Here is a 23,214-nt window from a genome sequence, read left to right as displayed (position 1 = left end):
GTGCTTCGCTGAGGGCATGGGTTCCGAGGCTGCGCGCATCGCCCGGCGTCGCGACCAGGCCGTACACGCGGCTGTCGGGCAAGGACTGCTGTCCGAGGCGGAACCGGTCGCCGCCCTGCTGGACGTGGCCGGGATCCGCGACTCCGCCGCCGGACTGCGGGCCGCCTTCGCCGCTGCGGCGGCACCCGGCACCCGCGTCCTGCACGCCTTCGCCGTCAAGGCCTGCCCGCTCGTGCCGGTGCTCCGCCTGCTGCACGAGGAGGGGCTCGGCGCCGAAGCGGCGAGCCCCGGCGAGCTGGCCCTGGCCCGCGCGGCGGGCGTCCCCCCGCACCACACGGTCCTGGACTCCCCCGCCAAGACCGGAGCCGACCTGCGCGAGGCGCTCGCTCTGGGCGTCCCCGTCAACGCCGACAACCCGCAGGAACTGGCCCGTCTCGACGCCCTCACCCGCGAGACCCCGCCCCGCGCCCCGCTCGGCCTGCGCGTCAACGCCCAGGTCGGCGGCGGCACCATCGGCGCGCTGTCCACGGCCACGCCCACCTCCAAGTTCGGGGTCCCGCTGCGTGACGAGGGGGCGCGCGAGTGGATCGTGCGCGCATTCCTGGACCGCCCCTGGCTCACCCGCCTCCACACCCACTCCGGCTCCCAGGGTCTGCCGCTGCGCCTCATGGCCGAGGGCGTACGAGTGGTCTACGAGCTGGCCGAGGAGATCAACGCGGCGGCCGGGCGCCGCCGTGTCGGCACACTCGACATCGGCGGCGGACTGCCGGTGAACTTCGCCTCGGACGACACGGCACCGACGTACGCGGAGTACGCGCGGCTGCTCACCGCCGAGGCGCCGGGACTGTTCGACGGACGGTACGCGCTGGTCACGGAGTTCGGCCGGTCGCTGCTGGCCAGGCACGGCACGGTGCTGGCCCGCGTCGAGTACACCAAGACCGCCGGGTCCCGCCCGATCGCCGTCACCCACGCGGGCGTCCAGGTGGCGGCCAGGACCGTGTACGACCCCGCCTCCTGGCCGCTGCGCATCACCGCGTACGACTCCGGGGGCACCCCGAAACCCGGGCCGCCGACCGTGCAGGACGTGGCCGGGCCCGCCTGCTTCGCGGGGGACCTGCTGGCCGCCGCGCGCCCGCTGCCGCCGCTCTCGCCGGGGGACGTGGTGGCGGCACTGGACACCGGCGCGTACTACTTCGCCCACCATTACGCGTACAACGCGCTTCCCCGTCCCGGGGTGTACGGCTTCGCCGTACGACCGGACGGCACGGTCCGCTTCGCCACCGTGCGGGCTCCGCAGCGGGCCGACGAGATCGTCGCCGAGGCGGGCGGAGAGCACCGGGACGCGCTGCTGCCGGAGTGAGCCACGGGGCTCGCTGCTGCGGGAGTGAGCGGCGGGGCGGCGGACCTTACCGTGCGCAGGGCACGTTTCACTGGGATTCCCCAGAAGTCCCCTCTTCTGTAAAAGCGTTGCGTAACCTCTCCGTCACCGGCCCGCCCAGTCTGCGGAGTCGGCAAACCATGAGGTCGGGGACCTGGGGAGGGAATCGCGCATGCCCGGAATCGACGAGTGCCTGCTGGAGGCGATGACCCTGCCGGGCGTGCTCGGGGCGGCGCTCGTCGACTGGACCAGCGGCCTCGCGCTCGGCGCCGTGGGCGACTCCCCGGTCGGGGACCACTCGCGAGGCGCGGCCGAGGCGGCCGAACTGGCCAGGGCGGCAGCCGAGTTCGACACGTTCGGGACCGCGGCGCCGCTGGAGCGGGACCCCGGCACCGACCCGGCCCCCGGCTTGGAGGACGTCATCGTCACGTCCGGAAACGGCTTCCACGTGATGCGGTTCGTCGCGACCCGCGCCGACAGCAGCCTGGTGCTCTATCTGTGGCTGGACCTGGCGGCCGGCAATCTGGCGCTGGCCCGTTTACGCCTCCGGGACGTGGCCGAACGGCTGGTGCTGTGATGGCGGGCGGGCGGGTGCTGTCCCCGATGCTGCGCAGGCTGGCGGTCGACCGGGCGACCGGCACGCTCGTACGGGACCAGGGCAGGCTGTACCTCGTCGACGGCCGGGTCGCGCACGCGGAGAGCCCCTTCGCGCCGGGGCCCGAGGTGCTGCTCGGCACCGCCGGGCACGGCGCCCCGTCGGCCGGTGCCCCGGCGGTCGGGGCGGGCGAGCGGGACATCTGCCGCCTGAGCGCGCTGTACGACGCGGCCTTCTTCGCTCTGGCGCCCGGCTGCGGCCCGGCCAGGTTCCGGTACGGCGCGCCCGGATCCGCAGGACCCGGGCGGCCGGTCTCCGCCGTCGACGTCGAGCAGGAGACACTGCGGCGACGGGCCCTGCTGGACCGCGTGTGGCCGCACCCGGCGGTGGACACCGCGCCCGTCTTACCGGCCGCCGCCCCCGACCAGCCCCGCCGGAGACCCGGGCCACGTGCGCGGGCGCTGCTGGAACACGCGGACGGTGTCCGCACCCCCACCCAGCTCGCCTGGGCGCTGGGCCGCCCGGCGTTCCACACCCTCCTGGAGGTCCGCCGGCTCGCCGCCGCGGGCCTGGTGGAGACCCCGCGACCCCCCGCAGCACCATCCAATGCCCCCATTACCCCCGTCATTCCCCCACAGGCGTTGCCCCCACCCGGCGCCGACCCCGACATCGACCTGCTCCGCCGGGTCCGTGACCTTCTGGAGGCCCGCCTATGACCATCCGCTCATGATGCGCGCGCTGCGGCAGCGCGCCGACAGACGACAGCTGCTGACCGCCGAGCCGTACGTGCTCGCGGAGCTGCAGCGACTGCGGGCACGCGTGCCCCGCCTCACCGGGGTGCTGGCCACCGTCGCCGACGGCCTGGTACTGGCCCGGGACGCTCCGGGTGTCGAGCCGGAGGCGGTCGCCATACTGACCGCCGCGGCCGTGGGCACGGCCCGTCGGCTGACCGCCGCCTCGGCACTCGGCGACTTCCAGGAACTGCTGGTGAGGGGCGAGCACGGGTACGTCGCCGCATACGCGGCGGGCGGCTCCGCCGTCCTGACCCTGCTGGCAGAGCCACAGGTGAACGTGGGGCGCCTGCACCTGGAAGGCCGCCGTTCGGGCGCCCTGATCGGGGAGCTGGTGGACGGCGCGCTGGCCCGCCCCGAACCCCAGACCGACAACTGAGCAACACAACGAACGAGAACCGAAAGGACACCCAGCACCATGGTCAACACGGAGACGGCCCTCAAGGAAGCGACCACCTCGATCGACGGCGCCCTGGGAGCCGCGCTCGTCGACTACACGACCGGCATGGCCCTCGGCACGATCGGCGGCGGCAAGGACCTGGACCTGACGGTCGCCGCGGCGGGCAACACGGATGTCGTCCGTGCCAAGCTCCGGGCGATGGAGATGCTCGGGCTCAAGGAGGAGATCGAGGACATCCTCATCACGCTGGGCACCCAGTACCACCTGATCCGGCTGCTCAAGGGGCGCGGCAGCAACGGGCTGTTCATGTACCTGGCGCTGGACAAGGGGCGGGCCAACCTGGCGATGGCACGCCACCAGATGAAGCGGATCGAGGCCGAGCTGGAGGTGTGACGCGCGTGGCCCGTACCCGGACCGTACGGGCCACGCGGATCACACCGGCCACACGGTCAGCGGCGGCGCCGTGCCCCACCCGGCACGGCGTCCCCGGCGGCGATCCCGGTCGCCCGGAAGCCGTCGACGCCCTTGCCGACGGGCGCCCCGCCCCGGGACAGGCCGCTCACCGGCACCCACAGCAGCCGGTCCCCTGCGACCTCCCGGTGGCCGAGCCAGAGCGCCTTGGCCCACAGCCCTGCGCCGATCCCCGCGAGGAGCAGCCCGCCCGCGCCCGGCAGCACGAACGACGTCCCGACGGCGGCCAGGAACGCCCCGGCCACCCACCAGCGCCGCGCCCGCCGCCAGGCACGCAGGGTCACGTCCCGGTCCTGGAGAAGGTCGGTGCGGGCGGCCCGTACGGCATCGTCAGCGAGCCGGACGTACCTCCGGCGCCGTACGAGAAGGACCACGGCGGCACCGGCCAGGAAGAGGACAGCTCCCGCCGACAGCCCGATCCGCCGCCCGGTCATCCCGGGCAGCAGCGCCCCGATGCCCGCGCCGAGCAGCCCCGCCCAGACGAGGGGCGCCGCCCCGGCCCGTACGATCACGGCCACCCCGGCCAGCACCTGCCGTTCCCGCGCCACGTCTGTGCCTCCCTCTGCTCCGTACGGCCGTATGCGCGGCGGCAGGCTACCGGCCCCGCCTGAGAGCCGCGTGAGAAAAACCGACGACGGCCCCGGTCACTCCGCGAACAGCCCACGGGCCGCCGCACGGGCGTCGAACTCCTCCAGCCGCGCCTGGGCGTCCGGCAGGCCGTCGCACATCGCCTCCAGCAGGACGCGGCCGAGCAGCATCGGGGCACAGGCGGTGTCGAAGGCGAGGGCGGTACCGACGGCGGCGGGGAGCAGCAGGTCGCTGTGCCCGGCGACCGGTGCGAAGGCCGAATCGGTGACGGTGACGACGGTCAGCCCGGCGGACCGGGCGTACGCGAGGGCCTCGACCACCTCGCGGGGGTGCCGGGGCAGGGCGAAGCAGAGCAGGACGCTCGCCCCGGCGCGTACGGCGGCGTCGATACGGTCGGTGAGCATCGAGCCGCCCTCGTCGAGCAGCCGCACGTCCGGGTGGACCTTGGCGGCGAAGTACGCGAAGCCGCGGGCCTGCGGTGAGGAGGCACGCAGGCCCAGGACGGGCAGCGGGCGGGAGGAGGCGAGCAGCCGCCCGGCGCGCTCGACCGGCTCGGGGTCGGCGAGCAGCTCGGCCAGGTGACGCAGGTTCTCGACCTCGGCGAGGACGGCCTTCTGGTATTCGTTGACCTCGCCCCCGCCCTCGCTCGGGACGGCCGCCCCGCCCCCGTTCTCGGCGGGCGCGACCTCCTCGCGCAGGTACTTGCGCAGCGCCGGATAGCCGTCGAAGCCGAGCGCCACCGCGAACCGCGTGACGGACGGCTGGCTCACCCCGGCCAGCTCGGCCAGCTCGACACTGGACAGAAACGGCACGTCAGCGGCGCGCCGCACCATCCAGTGCGCGATCCGCCGCTGGGTCGGCGTCAGCCGGTGCCCCTCGAACAGCGCCTGGAGCCGCGCCCCCGCGCCCTCGCCCATGCCGCCCACACCCGTCTCCCGCCTCGCGCTATTCAGCCGCCGCCCTGCCTGAATAGACCATATGCAAGTCTCCTGTTCCGGCGAAAGCGCACCGGAGCCGTCGTCGGCTCGTCGGCCTCCGTACCGCCGGGACCGCGGGCAGCGCGGAAACCGGAGCCGAACGCTCTTCGTGTTCGGTTGCGCCGCCCCGCGCGGCTGGTGAGGACAGAACATGCACACCTCGGTCGCCCCGTTCGCCCTGCACACGGGCGAGGATCGCGAGGGGGGACCCGGCGGCTTCCGGGGGTTCACCGAGCGCGGACGCTCGCTGCGCACGCAGTACCTCGGCGACGGCTACCGGCTCACCGCCGTCGACGGCAGGAGCCACCGGCTCACGCACGAGCCGGACAGCGAGGATCCGGGCGTCGTCGTCACCGTGAAACCGTCCGGCCCGGGGGCCGTCGGCTGTCCGTGACCGTGCGCGGCCGCGCACTCCCGGCCGATATCGCACCGGCCGTGCTCTTCGCCGGTGCCGACCGGCGGGTCCTCACCCGCGGGGGCGCCGTCGGTGCGCGCTTCGGCAGGGATCTCCACGCAGCGGCCGGCTCCGCCCCGGCCCGGTCCCCGGCACCGGCCGTCCGCCCGGCGCCGGCCCCAGGGGGAGCCCTGACCGGGCCGGCAGGTCGCTCCTCGCCCAGCTGATCGCGAAGCTCCGGTCCGGCAGACGGCCCGGGATCCTGCGCGGTGTCCGGTGGCCGGGCGCTCGTCGTCAGGGCCGCCGCCTTTCGGCGTGCGCGCGGCACGGCCGCGGCCCGGGGCGGGACCTGTGAGCGGAGCCTCGACCGCAGGTGGCCCCCCGGCGTACGGGGGCTGACAGGCCGTCGCGCGGGCGGCGCGGCCCCGGCGGGCCGCTACGGCAGAGGGGGCGTCGAGCACGTGAAGCTGCCGCGGGGACCGCCGCACCCCGGGTGACCCGGGGGCGGGACGACGGCGGTCCCCGCGGGGGACACGGGCCCGGGTTCAGGGCCGGTCTCCGCGTCCGGCGGCGTGTCGCGGAGGTCCGGGAGCCGCTCCGGGGTGTCCGTGACGCCGACAACTCAAAGGTGCCGGAGGCGTGTTAAGCGGGTGCTGCCGGTACGTGACGTGCGCGTACCGATTGCGCGAAGCCCTGCCCCGCGCCCGCCCCCGTGCCTACTTGCCTTCCTTCACGTCCTTCGCCAGGAACGCCAGCAGGTCCTGGCGGCTCACCACGCCGGTCGGCTTGCCCTCCACCAGGACGATCGCCGCGTCGGCCCGGCCCAGCACCGCCATCAGGTCCTCGACCGGCTCACCGGAGCCGACCTGCGGCAGCGGCGCGCTCATGTGCTTCTCCAGCGGGTCGTTCAGCGACGCCCGCTGGGCGAACAGCCCCTCCAGCAGCTCCCGTTCGACGACCGAGCCGACGATCTCGGCGGCCATGACGTCCGGGTGGCCGGCGCCCGGCTTGACGACCGGCATCTGCGAGACGCCGTACTCGCGGAGCACCTCGATGGCCTGGCCGACGGTCTCCTCCGGGTGCATGTGCACCAGCGTCGGGATCGCGCCGCCCTCCTTGTCGCGGAGCACGTCACCGACGCTCGCGGACGGGCCGGACTCCTCCAGGAAGCCGTAGTCCGCCATCCACTCGTCGTTGAAGATCTTGGAGAGGTAGCCGCGGCCGCTGTCGGGGAGCAGCACGACGACCACGTCGTCCGGACCCAGCTCCTTCGCGGCCTCCAGCGCGGCGACGACCGCCATGCCGCAGGAGCCGCCGACCAGCAGGCCCTCCTCCTTCGCGAGACGGCGGGTCATCTGGAAGGAGTCCTTGTCGGAGACCGCGATGATCTCGTCGGTGACGTTCCGGTCGTACGCCGTCGGCCAGAAGTCCTCGCCCACGCCCTCCACCAGGTACGGGCGGCCCGAGCCGCCCGAGTAGACCGAGCCCTCCGGGTCCGCGCCGATGATCTTCACCTTGCCGTCGCTGATCTCCTTGAGATAGCGCCCGGTGCCGGAGATCGTGCCACCCGTGCCGACGCCCGCGACGAAGTGGGTGATCTTCCCCTCCGTCTGCTCCCACAGCTCGGGACCGGTCGTCTCGTAGTGCGAACGCGGGTTGTTCGGGTTCGAGTACTGGTCCGGCTTCCAGGCGCCCGGGATCTCACGGACGAGGCGGTCGGAGACGTTGTAGTACGAGTCGGGGTGTTCCGGTGCGACGGCCGTCGGGCAGACGACGACCTCGGCGCCGTACGCCCGCAGTACGTTGATCTTGTCCGTGGACACCTTGTCCGGGCACACGAAGACGCACTTGTAGCCCTTCTGCTGGGCCACGATCGCGAGGCCCACCCCGGTGTTGCCGGAAGTGGGCTCAACGATCGTGCCGCCCGGCTTGAGCTCGCCGCTCCGCTCGGCCGCCTCGATCATGCGCAGGGCGATGCGGTCCTTCACCGAACCGCCCGGGTTGAAGTACTCGACCTTGGCCAGGACCGTGGCCTGAAGGCCCTCGGTCACACTGTTGAGCTTCACCAGCGGGGTGTTGCCGACGAGGCTGATCATCGAGTCGTGGTATCGCACCGTAAGTCTCCGGGGTCTCCGTAATGGTCAAGCCAGCGTAAGCCGAGCGGATGCGTAGGCGGACGTGAATCCGGGGCAGGAAGCTCACAGACGATGTTCAGGGACAGTACGGAGCCGGACGCGGACAGCCCGTGATGCCGGCGGGGCCACCGTCAGGCGGACCGTCGGCACTCCGGTGCGCAGGGAGGAGGCCGCCCATGTCGAGGGCGAGAGTGGCACGGCGGATCGCCGCGGGCGCGGCCTACGGGGGTGGCGGCCTGGGCCTGCTCGGCGTGGCGGCGGTCGGGGTGGTCCTCGCGGAGGTGCAACTGGCGAAGCGGTCGGTGGGCGGCGGGGTGGCCCCGCTGCCCCCGGCCGCGGACGGCCTGTACGGGCGCGCGTTCGACGGCGTACCGCTGCGGCTCGCCCTTCTGGGTGATTCGACGGCGGCCGGGCAGGGGGTGCGACGGGCGGGACAGACGCCGGGCGCGCTGCTGGCCTCGGGGCTCGCCCAGGTGGCGGAGCGGTCGGTGGAGCTGCGGAACGTGGCGCTGCCGGGGGCGCGGTCCGACGACCTGGAGCGGCAGGTGACGCTGCTGCTGGCGCATCCGGGGCGGGTGCCGGACGTGTGCGTGCTGATGATCGGCGCGAACGACGTGACGCACCGGGTGCCGCTCACGGCGTCGTGCCGGTACCTCTCCGAGGCGGTGCGGCGGCTGCGGGACGCGGGCACGGAGGTGGTGGTGGGGACGTGTCCGGACCTGGGCACGATCGAGCCGGTGTACCAGCCGCTGCGGTGGCTGGCCCGGAGGCTGTCGCGGCAGCTGGCGGCGGCGCAGACGATCGTGGTGGTGGAACAGGGGGGCCGGACGGTGTCGCTGGGGGACCTGCTGGGTCCGGAGTTCGCGGCGAACCCGCGGGAGATGTTCGGTGCGGACAACTACCACCCGTCGGCGGAGGGGTACGCGACGGCGGCGATGGCGATGCTGCCGACGGTGGGCGCGGTACTGGACGTGTGGCCCGAGCCGGAGCGGCTGGAGGCGGACCGGCGGGAGGGCGTGCTGCCGGTGGCCGTCGCGGCGGCGGAGGCGGCGGCGGAAGCGGGGACCGAGGTGACGGGGGCGCGGGCGCCCTGGGCGCTGCTGAGGCACCGGAGGCGCCGGCGCCTGACGACTCCGGCGCCCGGGCCGGACGTGGCAGCGGCGCCTGAGGGGTGACCGGTGCCGCGGCACCGGTCGACGGGAAGCTCGCCGCCAGGGGCCCGCCGACCAACTGAGCGTACGCTTAGAAATGCGGTGGGGGTCACACCCCCAGTCCCGTGACCAAAGCCCTACGCAGGGGTAACTTCCCCCTGAGTCCGCACCCCCGCACCCGTATCCCTGGAGCGCCGTGATGCCCGAAGCCGTGATCGTTTCCGCCGCCCGTTCCCCCATCGGCCGCGCCTTCAAGGGCTCGCTCAAGGACCTGCGTCCGGACGACCTGACCGCCACGATCATCCAGGCGGCCCTCGCCAAGGTCCCCGAGCTGGACCCGCGCGACATCGACGACCTGATGCTCGGCTGCGGCCTGCCCGGCGGCGAACAGGGCAACAACCTGGGCCGCATCGTGGCCGTGCAGATGGGCATGGACCACCTGCCCGGCTGCACGATCACCCGCTACTGCTCCTCCTCCCTCCAGACGTCCCGGATGGCGATGCACGCCATCAAGGCGGGCGAGGGCGACGTCTTCATCTCCGCGGGCGTCGAGACGGTGTCCCGCTTCACCAAGGGAAACTCCGACACCCTGCCCGACACCCACAACCCGCTGTTCGCGGACGCCGAGGCCCGCACCGCCGCGCGCGCCGAGCAGGGCGGCGAGGACTGGCAGGACCCGCGTGAGGACGGGCTTGCCCCGGACGCGTACATCGCGATGGGCCAGACCGCGGAGAACCTGGCCCGCCTGAAGGGCGTGACGCGCCAGGACATGGACGAGTTCGGCGTACGGTCCCAGAACCTCGCCGAGCAGGCCGTCAAGAACGGCTTCTGGGAGCGGGAGATCACCCCGGTGACCCTCCCGGACGGCACGGTCGTCAGCAAGGACGACGGTCCGCGCGCAGGCGTCACCATGGAGGGCGTCCAGGGCCTGAAGCCGGTGTTCCGCCCCGACGGCCGGGTGACGGCGGGCAACTGCTGCCCGCTCAACGACGGCGCCGCCGCGCTGGTCATCATGTCCGACACCAAGGCGCGGGAGCTGGGCCTGACCCCGCTGGCCCGGATCGTGTCCACCGGCGTCTCCGCGCTGTCCCCCGAGATCATGGGCCTCGGCCCGGTCGAGGCGTCCAAGCAGGCGCTGCAGCGGGCAGGCCTGACGGTCGGTGACATCGACCTGGTCGAGATCAACGAGGCGTTCGCCGCACAGGTCATCCCCTCGTACCGCGACCTGGGCATCGACCTCGACAAGCTGAACGTCAACGGCGGCGCCATCGCGGTGGGCCACCCGTTCGGCATGACCGGCGCGCGGATCACGACCACGCTGATCAACAGCCTGCAGTTCCACGACAAGCAGTTCGGCCTGGAGACGATGTGCGTGGGCGGCGGCCAGGGCATGGCGATGGTCATCGAGCGGCTGAGCTGAGCCCGTGGCGGACGCGAAGCCCGGCGCGACCAGCGGAACCAGCGGCTGAGCCGGGCCCGGCTCGAAGCGGCGCCAACCGCTCCGCGTCCCAGCCGTGACCGAATCTCCCCCAGGATGTGACCTACATCCCGGGGGAGATTCGTTTATGCAGGTCACAGCCGTGGGAGCGGTCAACGGCGATAGGAGAAACCTGCACAATTCGTGACGCAAGGCACTGACAGCCGGGCCACGTTCACGACAAGCTGATGTAGGAAGTGCGGGGGATCGATTGAAACCGGGAGTAAGTCAGTGAGCACCATGCCTCTCGCCCTGCTGCTGACGACGGCCACCGCCACGGCTGTGGGCGCCGCCGCCCTGTACACGGCCCGCGGACTACGGCGGGAGATGGCCGCCCTGCGCCGCGATCTGGCGGCAGCCCGGACCGCCGCCGCCGACGCTCCGGTGGCGTCCGTCCCGCACGCCCGCGCCACCCCCGGCGACGCCGACGGCGCGCCCGCCGCCACGGCGGAGGACATACGGACCGCCGTCGCGGAGGCACTGGCCGAGGAGCGGGAGCGGGAGCTGGCCGAGGCCCGGGCGTTCTGGGCGGCGCAGGAGGCGCGGGACGCCGCCGACTCCCCGGCGTCCCTGCTGGGCGGCCCGTCCGCCGCCCCGGACGAGGGCCCCTACTTCGTGCCCCGCCAGGCCGACTTCGCGGGCCTGGAGGCGCTGGACCTGGACGACCCCTACGCGAGCGAGACCGACCCGCTGGCGGAGCTCGCGGACCTGGCCGAGCTGCCGGACCTCGCCGACGACCTGCCGGAACCGGAGCTTGCCGCGGCGGGCGAGACCACGGACCACCCGGAGGACTCCCCGGAGCTGGCCGCGGCCCGCCGCCGGCACCCCTCGCACCCCGACTTCGTACCGGTCCAGACGCCGGTCGTCACCGATCACGAGCGCACGGTCGCCCGGCTGGAGGAGCTGGCCTCCGCCCGTACGGCCCTCACCGACGTACGCCCCGGACCGCTCGGCACACTCGACGTGTACGTCTTCGCGGACGGTACGACGCTGTGCATGACGCCCGGTCACAAGGAGACCGCCGAACGCCTCGCGGCGGCCCTGGACTCCGGGGCCACACCCGTCCTGCTGGGCGGCTCGGGCGTCTCCGGAGCGTACGCCCTGACGTTCTCCTGCGGCGGCCCGGCGACCGGCGCGGACGACAACGTCTACATCCTCGCGGACCGCGTCATCGCGTCCCTCTGAGGCAGCGTCGCCCCCCGTACGATCCGAGCACCTCACCCGAGCGTCTCCGTACGGGCCCGAGCCCCCGTGCAGGCCCTACAGACCCGCCCGCGCCTCTGCCTCCCGCACCAGCGACACCGCCCCGGCCAGTTCGGCCTGCAGAGCCGCACGCCCGGCCTCCGGACCCGCGCCCGCCAGGGCCGCCCGCCAGGCCTCGGCGAAATCGTTCACGGCGACCGTCACCTGGTCGCCCACCGCGAAGGGCCCCGCGTCCGGCATGGTCCGGGGCGCCGCGCCCGGCGCCTCCAGCCGCTGCGCCCGCAGCGCCAGCTCCCGGGCCAGCGACAGCCCTTCCGCCGCCGCCCCGCGCAGCAGGCGGCTCTGCGGCGCGGCCCGCAGCCGGTCCGCGAACCGTCCCGCCGCCTCGGTCAGTTCCGTGGTCTCTCGCACGCCGCGACCCTACGCGCCGGAAAGGCACTGTTGCCAACGGGCGAACACTCAGGCACCGTGACGTGAAGGAGCACATGCGCACAGCGTCCGGAGGCGCCGATGTCCCACGTCTTCTCCGAAGAGACCCACCGAAATCTGCTCTCCCGCATTCCCCACTGCACCGGCCGCGAAGTGGCCGACTGGCTTCGCACCGTCGAGGAAGGCCCTTCCCTCCTCCGCTTCGAGGAGAAGGTGAGCTGGCTCCGGAGCGAACACGACCTGGCGTACGGCCACGCCAAGGCGATCATCCACGAGTACGACCTGCGACGCGCGGCGCGCAAGCTGCTCTAGCGAAGGGACGACGGACCAACGGGAAGGGCCCGTCCGGCACAGTGCCGGACGGGCCCTTCCGCCATGAGGACCGGACGGTCAGTCCTCGCCCATGAAGATCTGGATCAGCCGCAGGAACTCCAGGTAGATCCACACCAGGGTCATCGTCAGACCGAACGCGGCCAGCCACGACTCCTCGCGCGGCGCGCCGTAGGTGAGGCCGTCCTCGACCTGCTTGAAGTCCAGCGCCAGGAAGCAGGCACCGAGGATGATCCCGATGATGCCGAACACGATGCCCAGCGGGCCGCTGCGGAAGCCGAGCCCGTCACCGCCGCCGAAGACGGCGAACAGCATGTTGACGGCCATCAGCAGCACGAAGCCGATCGCGGCGGCCGTCACGAAGCCGGCGAAGCGGCGGTTCACGCGGATCCAGCGCATCTTGTACGCGATGAGGACACCGGCGAAGACCGCCATCGTGCCCAGCACCGCCTGCGGCACCACGCCGGCACCCACGTACGTGGTGACGGTGCTGGAGATGACGCCCAGGAAGACGCCCTCGAACGCGGCGTACGCCAGGATGATCGCCGGGCTCGGCTTGCTCTTGAACGACTGGATCATCGCGAACACGAACGCGATGAGCGCGGCGCCGATGCCGATGCCGTACGACTTGGTCAGGTTCGCCGGGTCGACCGGCAGCAGGAACCAGGCCAGGGCCGCGGTGGCGACGACCGTGCCGAGCGTGATGGCGGTACGCGACACCACGTCGTCGATGGTCATGGCGCCGGACCGCGCCGGAGCCTGCCCCGGGTCACCGAGGACGGTTCCCTGCTGGGCGTAGGGGTTGGTGGCGTACGGGTTCGTCGCGTACGGGTTCGTTCCAGCGGCGGGGCCCCCGGCCTGCTGCTGCGCGTTGAAGCCCGCGTAGCCGTTGTCGCGGCTGAATCCCCGTCGCGAGAAGACCGGGTTGCTGCTCCTCATCTCACTCCTCCATGGGCCGCCGGGCGCGGCACTCCGGACAAGAGTAATAGGGAAGCAAAGCAAACACCCTAGTGCTCGGGGAGGATCTTTCCGCACCGTTACCGCTTCGAGTCCGGCCGCGCCGGACCGCGCGGCAGAGGGAGGAAGACCGTGCTCGATCCGAGGAACACGGCTCTGGCCGCATGGTCGGACCGGGAACGGCTGACGACCGCCGAGCCACCGACGTCGCCGGGCGTGTACCTCGTCCGCCGGGGGCCGAGCGGCCCCCTGGTCTAGGCAGGGATGGCGGGAGAGCGAAGCGGAGACGGCCTGCGCGGCCGCCTGCGCCGCTACACCAGCGGCAAGGCTCTGGCCTCCGGGCTCGGAGAGACGGTCCTCGACCGCGCCCTGGCGGACCCGGACTGGCTCCGTGCCCGCCTCACGGAAGCGGAACAAGGCCGCCCGATGCGCGCGACCGACTGGGGCAGGACGGCACTGGAACGGGCCGGCCTGTACGTCTGCTGGTCCGTCACTGACGACCGTCCAGCCGCACGGACCCTGGAGAGAGCGGTGCTGTCCCTGGACACCGTCCCCTGGTGGAACCGCGCCCGGTGACCGGCGGCGCGCGCTCCTGGACCAGAAAGACGGTGTCATCGACTCCCCGAAGGACGCCGCCGACCACGCCACGAAAAAGTCCTGGATGTGGAGGACGCACATCCAGGACAACACGACCCGGATCCGCGCGACACAGAAGGCAGTCGCGAACCTCGACAAGAAGCTCGACGCCCTGTCCACGACCGGGATGACCGAGGCAAGGGGTGGCCGTGGCTGCACACGGCTGGGTCTCCGTGCCCAACGAAAGGCCCAGCAGCTTCTTCCGCATACCGGCCCGCGCCCGCAGGGCCGGGGCTGAGCACCCGCCCGGATGGAACGGTGCCCTGCCGGAACAACGTGGCAGGGCACCGTCGTGTCGGCCTCGGCACGACACAAGGGCTGCACGGTCATGGGCCGCTCACCCTTCATCGATCTCCGGGTGCCGTACGCGCCGTTTGAGTTCTGTCTCCACGTCGAGCCGGGACTGGCCCGTGGCCTCCGCGTGCGCGCGGATGGCTGCCTGGACTGCCTCGGCCGTCTCTACAGTGAGGGCGCCGGCCTGGATCTCCGCCCAGGCGGCGGATTCGAGCTCGATCAGCTCGTCCGTGAGCTCTACTGCCACGACCGGGTCGTACGACCGGCCGAGGCGGATACCCCGCACGACGCGACCTCATCACCGCTCACGACGGCGCCCGCTGTTTCCCGCATGCGCGAGCGAGAACAGCGGGCATCATCGACTCGTTCAGCAGTCACCCACAACGCGCAGCGCTCCGTGGCCACACCACGTCCACTGGAAGGCCCTTCTCACGGGCTGCGAGAACGACGTCCGCAGTGCCGCCCCCCTTCCCCGACGGCGGCTCGCCGTTCCATACCGCAACCAGTCGGTCCGCGCGCTCAAGCAGTACGGCATTTGCTGACTCATACGCCTGGCGGTTCGCCGTCTCGTGGGGCATGACCAGGACCTCGGCGGCTGCGGCAACGAGCCGGTCGAAGAGGGCCGCGTGGTCGGGCTTCACCTTGGCCGCTCGGTAGTCCTGGGACGGGAGCACCACGACCAGGCGACCGCCCGCCTCGATGACCTCCTCCGCGAACAGCGAGTCCGAGCCGGCCGCAATGCACGACACTCCCACGAGTTGGTCAAGGTGGTTCTGAAGGAGTTCCCGCAAGGCGGTGCGCACCAGTGGGACACTTGCCTCCGTCAGGTCCATGTGCCCGGTAACCGCTAGCGTCGCCATGTGTGTCTCCTCAGCTCGACAGCAGGTCGCGGATACTATCTCGTGCTTCCCGCACCGGTCGCGACGCGCTGTGTCCCACCGTGTAGGGGTACAGCTGGCCCAGCTGCGTACGGACGCGGTCCGACTGGGTGAGGCGTGCCGCCTCAACGGCTCGCTGGGTTTCGCCCACGGCGCCCGAGACGTCTCCGACAAGGAAGTAGCACTCGGCCAGCCCGATCCGGTCTAGGGCGTGGGAGCGGCTGACCTCGGTGCCACGAGCAGACAACGCTGCCTGGATCTGGGCTGCGGCCTGCTCTGCGTGCTGCTTCGGATCCTTGCGGGCCAGGTCGAGGAGGCGTCCGCCTGTGACGCCAGCCAGCTCCGCCTCGTCGAAGTAGGTGATCCAGTAGGGCTCTTCCTCGTCCGGCCGGGTCTCGTCAAGCGCTTCGGCCGCGCGGGCGGTTGCCCGCTGGAATCCGGCCGCGCGCCCCTGAGCAGCGTAGGCCCATGCTTCCCGGGTGTGGAGCATCGCCCGCATCCGAGGTCCGACGATGCCGCGAGCGCCTTCCTGGGCGAGGCTGATGAGCTGGAGGGCGTCGTCCGGGCGGCTGTTGTACAGCATCTGTCGTGCCATGCCGGCAAGGACGTTGGCCCCGAATGCCTGGTCCTTACCTGCGTGTGCTGCCCTGAGAGCCAAGCGGTAGTAGTCCTGTGCATGGCGTTGGAGGCCAGAGTCCCAGGACATGGTTGCTGCGGTTCCTGCGAGCTGGGCCATGACACGATAGAGCCGCTGTTCGACCTGTGCGTCCTGGTGATCATCGAGTGCGACAGCTACTTCATTGAGCTGTCCGAGGACGGCCTTACGCCGCAGCCCTCCGCCGTATCGGTGATCCCACCGTCGGAAGGCGCGTGCGGTGGTTTCCAGCTCGTCGACTTCCCGCATCCCGAGGCGTCCTCGACGACGTGCGCTCGGCGTCTGCGCAACGGGCTGGAGCCAGCCTTCCAGAGAGTCCAGAAATGCCGCGCCGGATATCGCAGTTCCAGTCAAAGCGCGGGTGGCCGCGCGTCGGTCCATCACAAGATCACTCCTGGTAAGGCGCCCGGCAAGGTCCACGGTGGCACCAGGCCGCCACGGAATCTCGTCGGACGGCTTTTCCTCCGAGGCCTCGGGCGGATCCTGCTGTGGCTGCTGCTGGCACTCCCACGGGCGTGGGGCGAGGCCGAGCAACTGCCCAGGGATGCGTAAGCCGTCCGCGATGCGGCAGATCACGTCAAAGGATGTGACTCGCTGGCTACCGCTCGTGATCGTGGAAACCTTGCCAGGCGTGAGCTGACAGGCCGCTGCGATTCGGTTCTGGGAGAGACCGCCCCACTTCTTGATCAGAGAGAAGACAGCTGCGAAGTCGTGTTCACCAAGAGCTCGCTGAAGGTCGTCTCGGTCAAGAACGTCAGGGGCGAGCAGGCCAGGGGTGGTGGCGTCCATGGGCCAACTTCCGGGAGTGATCCTACGCGCGCTCATGCGGCGTACAGAAGCCTCAACGAGTGTATTACCGCCTCGGTAACCCCCGCTGGTCATCCCGCAATTGCAGCGCTCCAGTCGATGCTGTCCGTGCGACCACAAGCACGAGACCCCGGCGCCGCTGTCACGGCCCGGGGCACGGCCGACTGAGAAGGAGTCGACGGTGCATTGCCTATCACGAACACTCTGCATGTTGGGAGTGCTGCTCTCCGGATCCCGCATGCTGGGGCGGCACGCCCGCAGCCGGGCGCGGAGAGCGACGGTCATCTGTCCCGAGTGCGCGCCTCAGCGTCGCCATCGCGTTGTGCACACGGTGGCCCGGTGCCGACCTGTCCTGGGTTCGACGTCCTTCGTGCTCCAGACTGCCGCCCTCGTACGCCCCTACATGCTCACCCCGGCGGAGCGCTGCCGCGCCTTGGGCTGGGGGTCCAGGTGAGGGCGCCGGGCGTGGTCAGGGTGGGCGACCTGGTCGAGGACCAGAAGACGCGCAGGGTCGGGGAGGTCATGGGGCACTGCGGCCCGTACGTACAGCTGCGCCCCCTCGGCGGTGGCCGGGAATGGGACGCCAGGCCCGACAGGCTGCGGCTGCTGTCGCAGGAGGAGAGGCTCCGGCTCTGCGTGGCGCGCGACAACGCCCGGTCGCGGACGGTGGGCACGAGGCCGGGTCAGGGGCCGCGAGGTTCCGCCGAGCCCGTACTCGACCTCGCCCGGATGGCGTCCGCCGCGAAAGGGCTGCTCTCCGAGGACACGGACGTGCCCTCACCCGAGGAAGTGCAGCGGCTGAGCCTGGCGTACCGGGGTGACCTGATGGTGCTGATCCCCGCCGTTCAGCGGGCCGTCGTCCGGCTGCCCAAGGGCGCAGCGTCGGGGGTGCGCGCACTCGCCGGAGTCGGTGAGGCGCGGGCCCGGCTCGACTACGCGCCCAGCTCCGCTCTGCCCGCGCAGATCGCGCACGCTCAGCGCCTGGCCCGGGCGGTGCTGTGCCTGATCCGGCACCTGGACCACCTGGCGGCCGAGCAGTGACGAAGCTCGGGCTCGCCCTGTACCTGCTGCTCGTCCTCGGCGTCGTGACCGCCGCCGCCACCGTGCCGTCTGGCCGGTACTGATCCACACACCCCCATGGCGACCGCATCGGGTCATGGGTCGCACCGCTCAATCACCTGTCCGGGAGCCGACGCACACCGTCGGCTCCCGGGCAGGCCGCCCACTGGTTCACCAGGGAGTTCCATGAGCCACACCGCCGGTCCCGTTGACGTCACCACGATCCGCGAGACGGCAGACAGAATCCTCTGTCGCGACGCCGTCTCGCCTGCCGAGGCGGATGAGCTGGCCGAGAGGCTGCGTGGCCACGTGCGGGTGCTGATGCCCGAGGTCGCGGCTCTGGCCGACGCCCTGACCGTTGGCGGCGTAGCTGCGGACGATGTCCGGCGCTGTACGAGCGAGGCCGACTTCTGGATCAACATCGGACGTGCGTTCACCGAGCGTGCACACCGTCGGCAGATGCGGGAGCTGGCCAGGGCAGCGCGGACGCTGTGCTGGCACTACGAGAGCCTGACCGCGCAGGCGGTCGTCGGCCGGTGAGCAAGCGCACCGCTGTACTCGCCCTGCCGCCGTAGCGGCCTCGCGATACCCCCCGATCTTCTGTCCGCTGCCGCCGAATGCAGGGGACAGGAAACAGATTCCTGCGGCCGAGGGACCTCATGCGGGCCAGCGCCGGAGGAAGGCACCACCCATTCAATTCCACCACCCAGCACACAAGGGAGCAGGAGTGACCACCACAGCCCTCTCGCGGGAGGCTTTCCCCATGGCACAGGCCGGAGGCCGTGTGCCGCAGAGTTTCGAGGTTCCGTCCGGGCCGGACACGCGGCCCTGGGCGCTGCGCTTCGCGCGGACCCCGGACTCCACCGGTGCCGTGAAGGTGCCCGCGTCGTTCTATGACGAGGACCGCCAGGTGAACGTGTCGTACGACGGCGGTCTGCTGACGTGCATGGCCAACACGCACTCCCCGACCGTCCCGGACGGCTCCACGTCGAACCCGCCGCCCCTGGACGAGGGGCCGAAGGACTGATGACGCCGCCCGTCCTGATCGTCGCAGCCCCGGACGACTGGCCGACAGACAGGGTCGTGACCGAGTTGACCAGCCGTGGAGTGGAAGTGTTCCGCATGGACACCGCGGACTTCCCCCAGCGGCTGACCCTGACCGGACGCATCGACCAGCGGCACGGATGGGCGGGCGGACTGGCCACCGCGCACCGCGCGGTGGACCTGTCCCGGGTCGGCGCGGTGTACTACCGCGCCCCCGGGGCGTTCCAGTTCCCGCACGGCATGTCCGGGCCAGAAGAGCGGTTCGCCGCCGCCCAGGCCCGCGCCGGACTCGGTGGCATCTTGTCCTCCCTGGAGTGCCGGTGGGTCAACCACCCCACGGCCATGGCCCGCGCCGAGTACAAGCCCGTGCAGCTCGCCGCCGCCCGCGAGAGCGGCCTGCGCATCCCGGCCACCCTGGTCACCAATCAGCCGGAGTCCGTGACCGAGTTCGTCCGGCAGACGCCGGGGCCGGTCGTATTCAAGCCCGTATCGTCCCCGGCCCTCGTCGAGGACGGCCGGCTCAAGAGTGTCTACACCCGGCTGCTGACCGCCGAGGACCTGGACGATCTGCGCGGCGTCAAGGTGACCGCGCACCTGTTCCAGGCCTGGGTCGCCAAGGACCATGAGGTGCGGCTGACGATCGTAGGCGAGCGCATGTTCGCCGCGCGTATCGACGCCGGAAGCGACGCGGCGCACATCGACTGGCGCAGCGACTACGGGTCGCTCTCCTACTCCGACATCAGCGTGCCCGAGGACGTGACGGCCGCCGTGCGCAGGCTGATGGACCGCCTGAATCTGCGGTACGGAGCAGCGGACTTCGTCGTGGACCCGTCCGGCAACTGGTGGTTCCTGGAGGTCAACCCGTGCGGGCAGTGGGACTGGATCCAGGGCGCGACTGGACAGCCTATCGCCCAGGCCATCGCTGACGAACTGCAAGGAGGGGCCGCCTGATGGACTGGAAACCACACGCCGCACAGCTCGCCCGCACCGCCCTGCACCCCACGTCACGCTGGTGGGAAGCGGTCCTGTCCGTCCCCCGCCACGTGTTCGTACCCCGCTGGTACACACCCGGCCCGGACGGGTGGACCGTCACCGACGGCCCGTCGGACAAGGAGGAATGGGCGCGCGTCGCGTACTCGGACCACACCGTGGTGACCCGGGTCGGGCCGCTGCACGCGGACCACGCCACCGAAGGGAAGCCGGTCACGGGCGCGCCGACCTCGTCGGCCACTCTGCCGAGCCTGGTCGTGGCCATGCTCCAGCACGCCAAGATCAGCGAGACGGACGAGGTACTCGACATCGCGACCGGATCGGGATACAGCGCGGCCCTGGCCAGCCGCCGCCTCGGCGACGACCACGTCACAACCCTGGACGTCGACCCGTACCTCAGCGAAGCCGCGGCAACCCGCCTCGACCGCGTCGGCCTCCATCCCCAGGTGGTCACCGCTGACGCCGACGGGGACCTGCCCGGCGACTTCGACCGGATCATGTCCATGGTCTCGGTGCCCCGCATCCCCGCTTCCTGGCTGCGGGCCCTGCGGGCTGGCGGACGGCTCGTGACCACGATCAGGGGCACGGGGCTGATTCTGACCGCCGACAAGACCGACGACGGCGGCGCCGAGGGACGGATCGAGTGGGACCGGGCCGCGTTCATGACCACCCGGTCCGGCGACGACTACCCGCCAATGCTCGACGACCTGTTCGCCTCAGTACGACACTGCGACGGCGACGAGGTGACGACGAGCCCCTTCCCCGTCATCAACGTCATGCAGGCCTGGGAAGTGTGGTCGATGCTGTCCCTGACCGTCCCCGGAATCGAACACCGCATGCAGTACGACGACGGCAGCCGCACGGCCTGGATGCTCCACCCCGACGGCTCCTGGGCCCGCGCCTGCACCGCGCCCGGCGAGCAGGGCGCCACTGTGCACCAGGGCGGGCCGCGCCGCCTGTGGAACGCCCTGGAGGAGATCCGCTGGAGGTGGCTGGAGCACGGCGAACTCCCCGTGTACGGGGCCAGCGTGTCCATCAGTCCGGATGGTGGGACGACGCTGTCACGCGGTGGGTGGACACTCACCCTGTGAGGCCCTAGACGGGCACCTCAGACGACGCAGGACCGACACCTCAGGAAGGATGTGTCCGATGGACGAGGAGCCGCTGGAGGAGTGGGCCGCCCGGCGGGAGGCAGGGCGGCCTCGGACCGGCGAACGCCGAGCTGTCCCGCTGGGCGACAGCGAGACCCGCGGCGGGCACGTGAATCCGCAGGCACCGCGCGGCGTGACCGAGTGGGACGGGCACCAGTGGGTACCGGCCGGCGTGACAGAGGACCGGGAGAGCGCACTCGAAACCACAGGGCAGGGAACGGCCGGGGACGCTGCACGCGTACCGCTCCCGTGCTTCAGCAATCTGCCGCCCGCGCCTGAGCCGTGGCGGCCTACCCAGATCTTCCGCAGGCCCGGCTGAGCTTGCCCGATGCGTCCCGGCCGACTTCCCTGAGGCTGGGCGGGGCGCTATCGCACGAGTTCCGCGAGGTCCACACCGATGGCCTCCGCGATGCGGATGAGCGTGTCCAGCTTCGGTGAGGCGTGGCCCTGTTCGATCCGGCTGTAGGTGGCGATGTCGATGCCGCTCCGGCCGCATACGTCGTGCTGGGTGAGGTTGTGGTGCTCGCGGACTCGGCGGATCTGCTCCCCGACCGCTCGACGGCGGGCGAGGACCCTGTCGGTCGGAGGGGTGGGGCGCGGCACCCGTCCACGCTCCCGACCGCATGATCAGTTGTGATTAGGGTTGACCCTAATTTTTGCGATCTTGCGGGCGAGGAGGGTAAACCTGAGGGCGGCACCATAAGCGGAACGAGATCCTCCGGATCTGGTGCGGGATACATCCACCTCATAGGTTCAGGTGAACGGCCTCTCGCGGGCCCTCAAGCACGTCGGCGCACCCATCGAGGTTGGTCCCCCAATTGGCTGCGCCGACGCGGTGCTGCCCCTCCCGGCGAAGGGAGGGGCGGCACCATCACTCAGTCGAGGTGCCCCCAGGTGAGAGCGCGCCCTCGCAGCATGCGCTCAAGCGCCCGCGCCCCGGCCTCCGTCATGACGTCCTCGTCGATGAGGTAGAGCGTCCGGCCGACCTCTGTCTCGTCGACCACAATCTGGGCGTCTGGCAGATCGCTACGCCGCTCCACCAGGACCCGGTACGGTCCTCCCGAGTTGGGCCGTCCACCCCGTTCCAGCCACTTCTGCGCCTGGATCGTGAAGGCGTCGGACACCTCGTCGAGGGCTGACTCGTCGACGTCGGCCGGGCTGAACAGGATGAAAATCCGAATGAGCTTCTGGCCGTCATACTCGTCCGTGACACGGACGCGACCGGCGGGCACACTGCTGTCACACATGACAAGGACGCGCATCGTCCCCCCACATACCAATGAGTGCGTTGGTCCCCCTCGTTGGCGTGGCGCCATCCAACCACAGCGGTAGTTGAATGGGGAGCCCAAAAGCGAGGGAGGTCCGTACGAGGGTGGACCGGCCTCGCTGGGCCCAGCCTAGGGGCGCCATTCGCCGCGGTAGTCGGGGTGGTCGGCGTACGGCAGGGCCAGAAGCCGAACGGCGAGACCAAGGCCGGCTGCGCGGCCGTGCGCGTACTCGGGCTCGACGCCCTCCGCATCCATGTCCACCACCTCGGCGTAGGCGTCCATGAGCTGCCGCTTGGCGTCGGCCTCAGCGAGGATGCGGGCCGGGCCGCCGCAGTCACAGACGGCGCCGGGCACCTCTTCCAGCATCCGGGACGCCGCGATCGCCGCATGGAGCCCCTCGTCCGGGCGCACATGGATCTCGCACTCAAGATCGTGCCACTTCGCCGCCTGCGCGGCTGTGTCGTCGAGGCGGGCGCGCAGGAAGGCGATCAAGCTACCCGCCCGCTCCTTGCGCTTCACCTCCCCCAGATACCGGAGAATCCCCTGAGGGGACGCACCCTTCTTCACCACGACGAGCAGTTGCACGCCTTCGCCAGCGTCCTCCGGGGTGAGGTCGAAGACCCCGTGGTCGAGGACTTCGCCGCCGGTCGACTCTGCCCTGATCCGCGGGGGCAGGTTGATGCCGTCCTCCGCTACGGCTCGCGACTTCGCTCGTTCCTCTGCCGCGATCGGCTCCCCCACAGCCGCTGGCCCGATTCTCTGACGCCGGACTGGTTGACCTCCTGCGAGGACGGCTTCGATGGAACCGTCCTCCCAGCCGACAAGCTGGGCGTAGGTGCGCATCGTGCTGGTGATCCGCTTGAACGGGCCGCCGTGCTCGATGGCGTAGACGGGCTGGCGACTGACGCCCAGGCGGGCCGCCATCTGCTGCTGAGTCATACCGAGCGCCTGCCGCTCCTCAGCGAGCAGCTGCCCTAGTCGCTTCCAGTCCATGGCCACATCATGCCCCACTTCCATACATCCACCCAGCAAGACCAGTGCATCATGGCTAGAAAACAGAGCAGATCGAGCCGCCATATGAGCACAGATCCCACACAATGTGACATGGACGACGAGAATCCGCCCTCAACCCTTGCATGCTTTCAGACACAGAGTT

The 23,214-nt window shown here is 71.4% G+C and carries 29 protein-coding genes; 18 read left to right on the top strand and 11 right to left on the bottom strand.

The window, feature by feature from the left end:
* Window positions 1-16: 16 nt before the first annotated feature.
* From I3F58_RS02200 to I3F58_RS02180, 5 genes are all read left to right on the top strand, one after another.
* Window positions 17-1,360 (top strand): diaminopimelate decarboxylase, encoded by a 1,344-nt coding sequence (locus I3F58_RS02200; protein WP_240106426.1) that lies wholly within the window; start codon window positions 17-19, stop codon window positions 1,358-1,360.
* 190 nt (window positions 1,361-1,550) lie between these two features.
* On the top strand, window positions 1,551-1,955 hold the full coding sequence (locus tag I3F58_RS02195) for a hypothetical protein (RefSeq protein WP_240106425.1): 405 nt from the start codon (window positions 1,551-1,553) through the stop codon (window positions 1,953-1,955).
* Window positions 1,955-2,689, top strand: coding sequence for a transcriptional regulator (locus I3F58_RS02190; RefSeq protein WP_240106424.1), 735 nt, complete (start codon window positions 1,955-1,957; stop codon window positions 2,687-2,689). Before I3F58_RS02195 ends, I3F58_RS02190 begins: the two co-directional genes overlap by 1 nt.
* A 10-nt stretch (window positions 2,690-2,699) precedes the next feature.
* Window positions 2,700-3,143: a roadblock/LC7 domain-containing protein gene (locus I3F58_RS02185; protein ID WP_240106423.1), complete on the top strand. Its 444-nt coding sequence runs from the start codon at window positions 2,700-2,702 to the stop codon at window positions 3,141-3,143.
* 39 nt (window positions 3,144-3,182) lie between these two features.
* Complete coding sequence (locus I3F58_RS02180) at window positions 3,183-3,557, top strand: hypothetical protein (protein WP_240106422.1); 375 nt, start codon at window positions 3,183-3,185, stop codon at window positions 3,555-3,557.
* A gap of 56 nt (window positions 3,558-3,613) precedes the next feature.
* On the opposite strand, the gene I3F58_RS02175 is transcribed toward I3F58_RS02180, so the two are convergent.
* A complete protein-coding gene (locus tag I3F58_RS02175; protein ID WP_240106421.1) occupies window positions 3,614-4,183 on the bottom strand; it encodes a hypothetical protein in 570 nt (189 codons plus the stop codon).
* 96 nt (window positions 4,184-4,279) lie between these two features.
* Entirely contained in the window at window positions 4,280-5,140 is an 861-nt protein-coding gene (locus I3F58_RS02170) for a MurR/RpiR family transcriptional regulator (RefSeq protein WP_240106517.1), read from the bottom strand.
* Window positions 5,141-5,351: 211 nt separating this feature from the next.
* Between I3F58_RS02170 and I3F58_RS02165 the strand changes: the two genes are divergently transcribed.
* Window positions 5,352-5,594, top strand: coding sequence for a hypothetical protein (locus I3F58_RS02165; protein ID WP_240106420.1), 243 nt, complete (start codon window positions 5,352-5,354; stop codon window positions 5,592-5,594).
* A 716-nt stretch (window positions 5,595-6,310) separates the two neighbouring features.
* Here I3F58_RS02165 and I3F58_RS02160 read toward each other — a convergent pair.
* Complete coding sequence (locus tag I3F58_RS02160) at window positions 6,311-7,708, bottom strand: cystathionine beta-synthase (RefSeq protein ID WP_240106419.1); 1,398 nt, start codon at window positions 7,706-7,708, stop codon at window positions 6,311-6,313.
* 197 nt (window positions 7,709-7,905) lie between these two features.
* Between I3F58_RS02160 and I3F58_RS02155 the strand changes: the two genes are divergently transcribed.
* The 3 genes from I3F58_RS02155 (at window position 7,906) to I3F58_RS02145 (ending at window position 11,542) form a co-directional block, all read left to right on the top strand.
* The gene (locus I3F58_RS02155) at window positions 7,906-8,904 is read left to right on the top strand and encodes an SGNH/GDSL hydrolase family protein (protein WP_240106418.1); all 999 of its coding nucleotides are present in this window, start codon (window positions 7,906-7,908) and stop codon (window positions 8,902-8,904) included.
* A gap of 175 nt (window positions 8,905-9,079) precedes the next feature.
* Window positions 9,080-10,300, top strand: coding sequence for an acetyl-CoA C-acetyltransferase (locus tag I3F58_RS02150; RefSeq protein ID WP_240106417.1), 1,221 nt, complete (start codon window positions 9,080-9,082; stop codon window positions 10,298-10,300).
* Window positions 10,301-10,597: 297 nt separating this feature from the next.
* Entirely contained in the window at window positions 10,598-11,542 is a 945-nt protein-coding gene (locus tag I3F58_RS02145) for a hypothetical protein (protein WP_240106516.1), read from the top strand.
* Window positions 11,543-11,617: 75 nt separating this feature from the next.
* On the opposite strand, the gene I3F58_RS02140 is transcribed toward I3F58_RS02145, so the two are convergent.
* Window positions 11,618-11,971 carry a hypothetical protein gene (locus I3F58_RS02140; protein ID WP_240106416.1) on the bottom strand — a complete coding sequence of 118 codons (354 nt, stop codon included), beginning with the start codon at window positions 11,969-11,971 and terminating at the stop codon, window positions 11,618-11,620.
* Window positions 11,972-12,070: 99 nt separating this feature from the next.
* Here I3F58_RS02140 and I3F58_RS02135 point away from each other — a divergent pair, with 99 nt between their 5' ends.
* The gene (locus tag I3F58_RS02135; RefSeq protein ID WP_240106415.1) at window positions 12,071-12,301 is read left to right on the top strand and encodes a DUF4287 domain-containing protein; all 231 of its coding nucleotides are present in this window, start codon (window positions 12,071-12,073) and stop codon (window positions 12,299-12,301) included.
* A 78-nt stretch (window positions 12,302-12,379) separates the two neighbouring features.
* Here the strand turns inward: I3F58_RS02135 and I3F58_RS02130 are convergent, their stop codons facing one another.
* The gene (locus I3F58_RS02130; RefSeq protein ID WP_240106414.1) at window positions 12,380-13,258 is read right to left on the bottom strand and encodes a Bax inhibitor-1/YccA family protein; all 879 of its coding nucleotides are present in this window, start codon (window positions 13,256-13,258) and stop codon (window positions 12,380-12,382) included.
* A 150-nt stretch (window positions 13,259-13,408) separates the two neighbouring features.
* Between I3F58_RS02130 and I3F58_RS29245 the strand changes: the two genes are divergently transcribed.
* Both I3F58_RS29245 and I3F58_RS02125 read left to right on the top strand, forming a co-directional pair.
* Window positions 13,409-13,534, top strand: a complete 126-nt coding sequence (locus tag I3F58_RS29245; RefSeq protein ID WP_275678012.1) for a hypothetical protein — start codon at window positions 13,409-13,411, stop codon at window positions 13,532-13,534.
* Window positions 13,535-13,540: 6 nt separating this feature from the next.
* Window positions 13,541-13,852, top strand: coding sequence for a hypothetical protein (locus I3F58_RS02125; protein WP_240106413.1), 312 nt, complete (start codon window positions 13,541-13,543; stop codon window positions 13,850-13,852).
* A 397-nt stretch (window positions 13,853-14,249) separates the two neighbouring features.
* Here the strand turns inward: I3F58_RS02125 and I3F58_RS02120 are convergent, their stop codons facing one another.
* The 3 genes from I3F58_RS02120 to I3F58_RS02110 form a co-directional block, all read right to left on the bottom strand.
* Window positions 14,250-14,453, bottom strand: a complete 204-nt coding sequence (locus tag I3F58_RS02120) for a hypothetical protein (protein WP_240106412.1) — start codon at window positions 14,451-14,453, stop codon at window positions 14,250-14,252.
* A 127-nt stretch (window positions 14,454-14,580) separates the two neighbouring features.
* Window positions 14,581-15,066: a hypothetical protein gene (locus I3F58_RS02115; RefSeq protein ID WP_240106411.1), complete on the bottom strand. Its 486-nt coding sequence runs from the start codon at window positions 15,064-15,066 to the stop codon at window positions 14,581-14,583.
* Window positions 15,067-15,076: 10 nt separating this feature from the next.
* A complete protein-coding gene (locus I3F58_RS02110) occupies window positions 15,077-16,528 on the bottom strand; it encodes a hypothetical protein (protein WP_240106410.1) in 1,452 nt (483 codons plus the stop codon).
* A 747-nt stretch (window positions 16,529-17,275) separates the two neighbouring features.
* On the opposite strand from I3F58_RS02110, the gene I3F58_RS29725 reads away from it, so the two are divergent.
* From I3F58_RS29725 to I3F58_RS29720, 6 genes are all read left to right on the top strand, one after another.
* Complete coding sequence (locus I3F58_RS29725) at window positions 17,276-17,587, top strand: DUF6415 family natural product biosynthesis protein (protein WP_240106515.1); 312 nt, start codon at window positions 17,276-17,278, stop codon at window positions 17,585-17,587.
* Between the two features lie 204 nt (window positions 17,588-17,791).
* Window positions 17,792-18,145, top strand: a complete 354-nt coding sequence (locus tag I3F58_RS02100; protein ID WP_240106409.1) for a DUF6415 family natural product biosynthesis protein — start codon at window positions 17,792-17,794, stop codon at window positions 18,143-18,145.
* 187 nt (window positions 18,146-18,332) lie between these two features.
* Complete coding sequence (gene tgmA, locus I3F58_RS02095; RefSeq protein ID WP_240106408.1) at window positions 18,333-18,632, top strand: putative ATP-grasp-modified RiPP; 300 nt, start codon at window positions 18,333-18,335, stop codon at window positions 18,630-18,632.
* A complete protein-coding gene (gene tgmB, locus I3F58_RS02090) occupies window positions 18,632-19,600 on the top strand; it encodes an ATP-grasp ribosomal peptide maturase (protein WP_240106407.1) in 969 nt (322 codons plus the stop codon). Before tgmA ends, tgmB begins: the two co-directional genes overlap by 1 nt.
* Window positions 19,600-20,730, top strand: coding sequence for a methyltransferase domain-containing protein (locus I3F58_RS02085; RefSeq protein ID WP_240106406.1), 1,131 nt, complete (start codon window positions 19,600-19,602; stop codon window positions 20,728-20,730). The genes tgmB and I3F58_RS02085 overlap by 1 nt, the downstream gene beginning before the upstream one ends.
* Entirely contained in the window at window positions 20,684-21,109 is a 426-nt protein-coding gene (locus I3F58_RS29720; protein WP_374207888.1) for a DUF6087 family protein, read from the top strand. The genes I3F58_RS02085 and I3F58_RS29720 overlap by 47 nt, the downstream gene beginning before the upstream one ends.
* A gap of 47 nt (window positions 21,110-21,156) precedes the next feature.
* On the opposite strand, the gene I3F58_RS02080 is transcribed toward I3F58_RS29720, so the two are convergent.
* The 3 genes from I3F58_RS02080 to I3F58_RS02070 form a co-directional block, all read right to left on the bottom strand.
* The gene (locus I3F58_RS02080; RefSeq protein ID WP_240106405.1) at window positions 21,157-21,393 is read right to left on the bottom strand and encodes a helix-turn-helix domain-containing protein; all 237 of its coding nucleotides are present in this window, start codon (window positions 21,391-21,393) and stop codon (window positions 21,157-21,159) included.
* 272 nt (window positions 21,394-21,665) lie between these two features.
* Window positions 21,666-22,037, bottom strand: coding sequence for a hypothetical protein (locus I3F58_RS02075; RefSeq protein ID WP_240106404.1), 372 nt, complete (start codon window positions 22,035-22,037; stop codon window positions 21,666-21,668).
* Window positions 22,038-22,187: 150 nt separating this feature from the next.
* A complete protein-coding gene (locus I3F58_RS02070) occupies window positions 22,188-23,051 on the bottom strand; it encodes a DUF6221 family protein (protein WP_240106403.1) in 864 nt (287 codons plus the stop codon).
* Between the last annotated feature and the right edge of the window lie 163 nt (window positions 23,052-23,214).

The organism is Streptomyces sp. MUM 203J (genome assembly GCF_022414595.1).
GTDB lineage: Bacteria > Actinomycetota > Actinomycetes > Streptomycetales > Streptomycetaceae > Streptomyces.
Note: the sequence above shows the minus strand (reverse complement) of the source record. Positions and strands in the feature narration are given on the sequence as shown.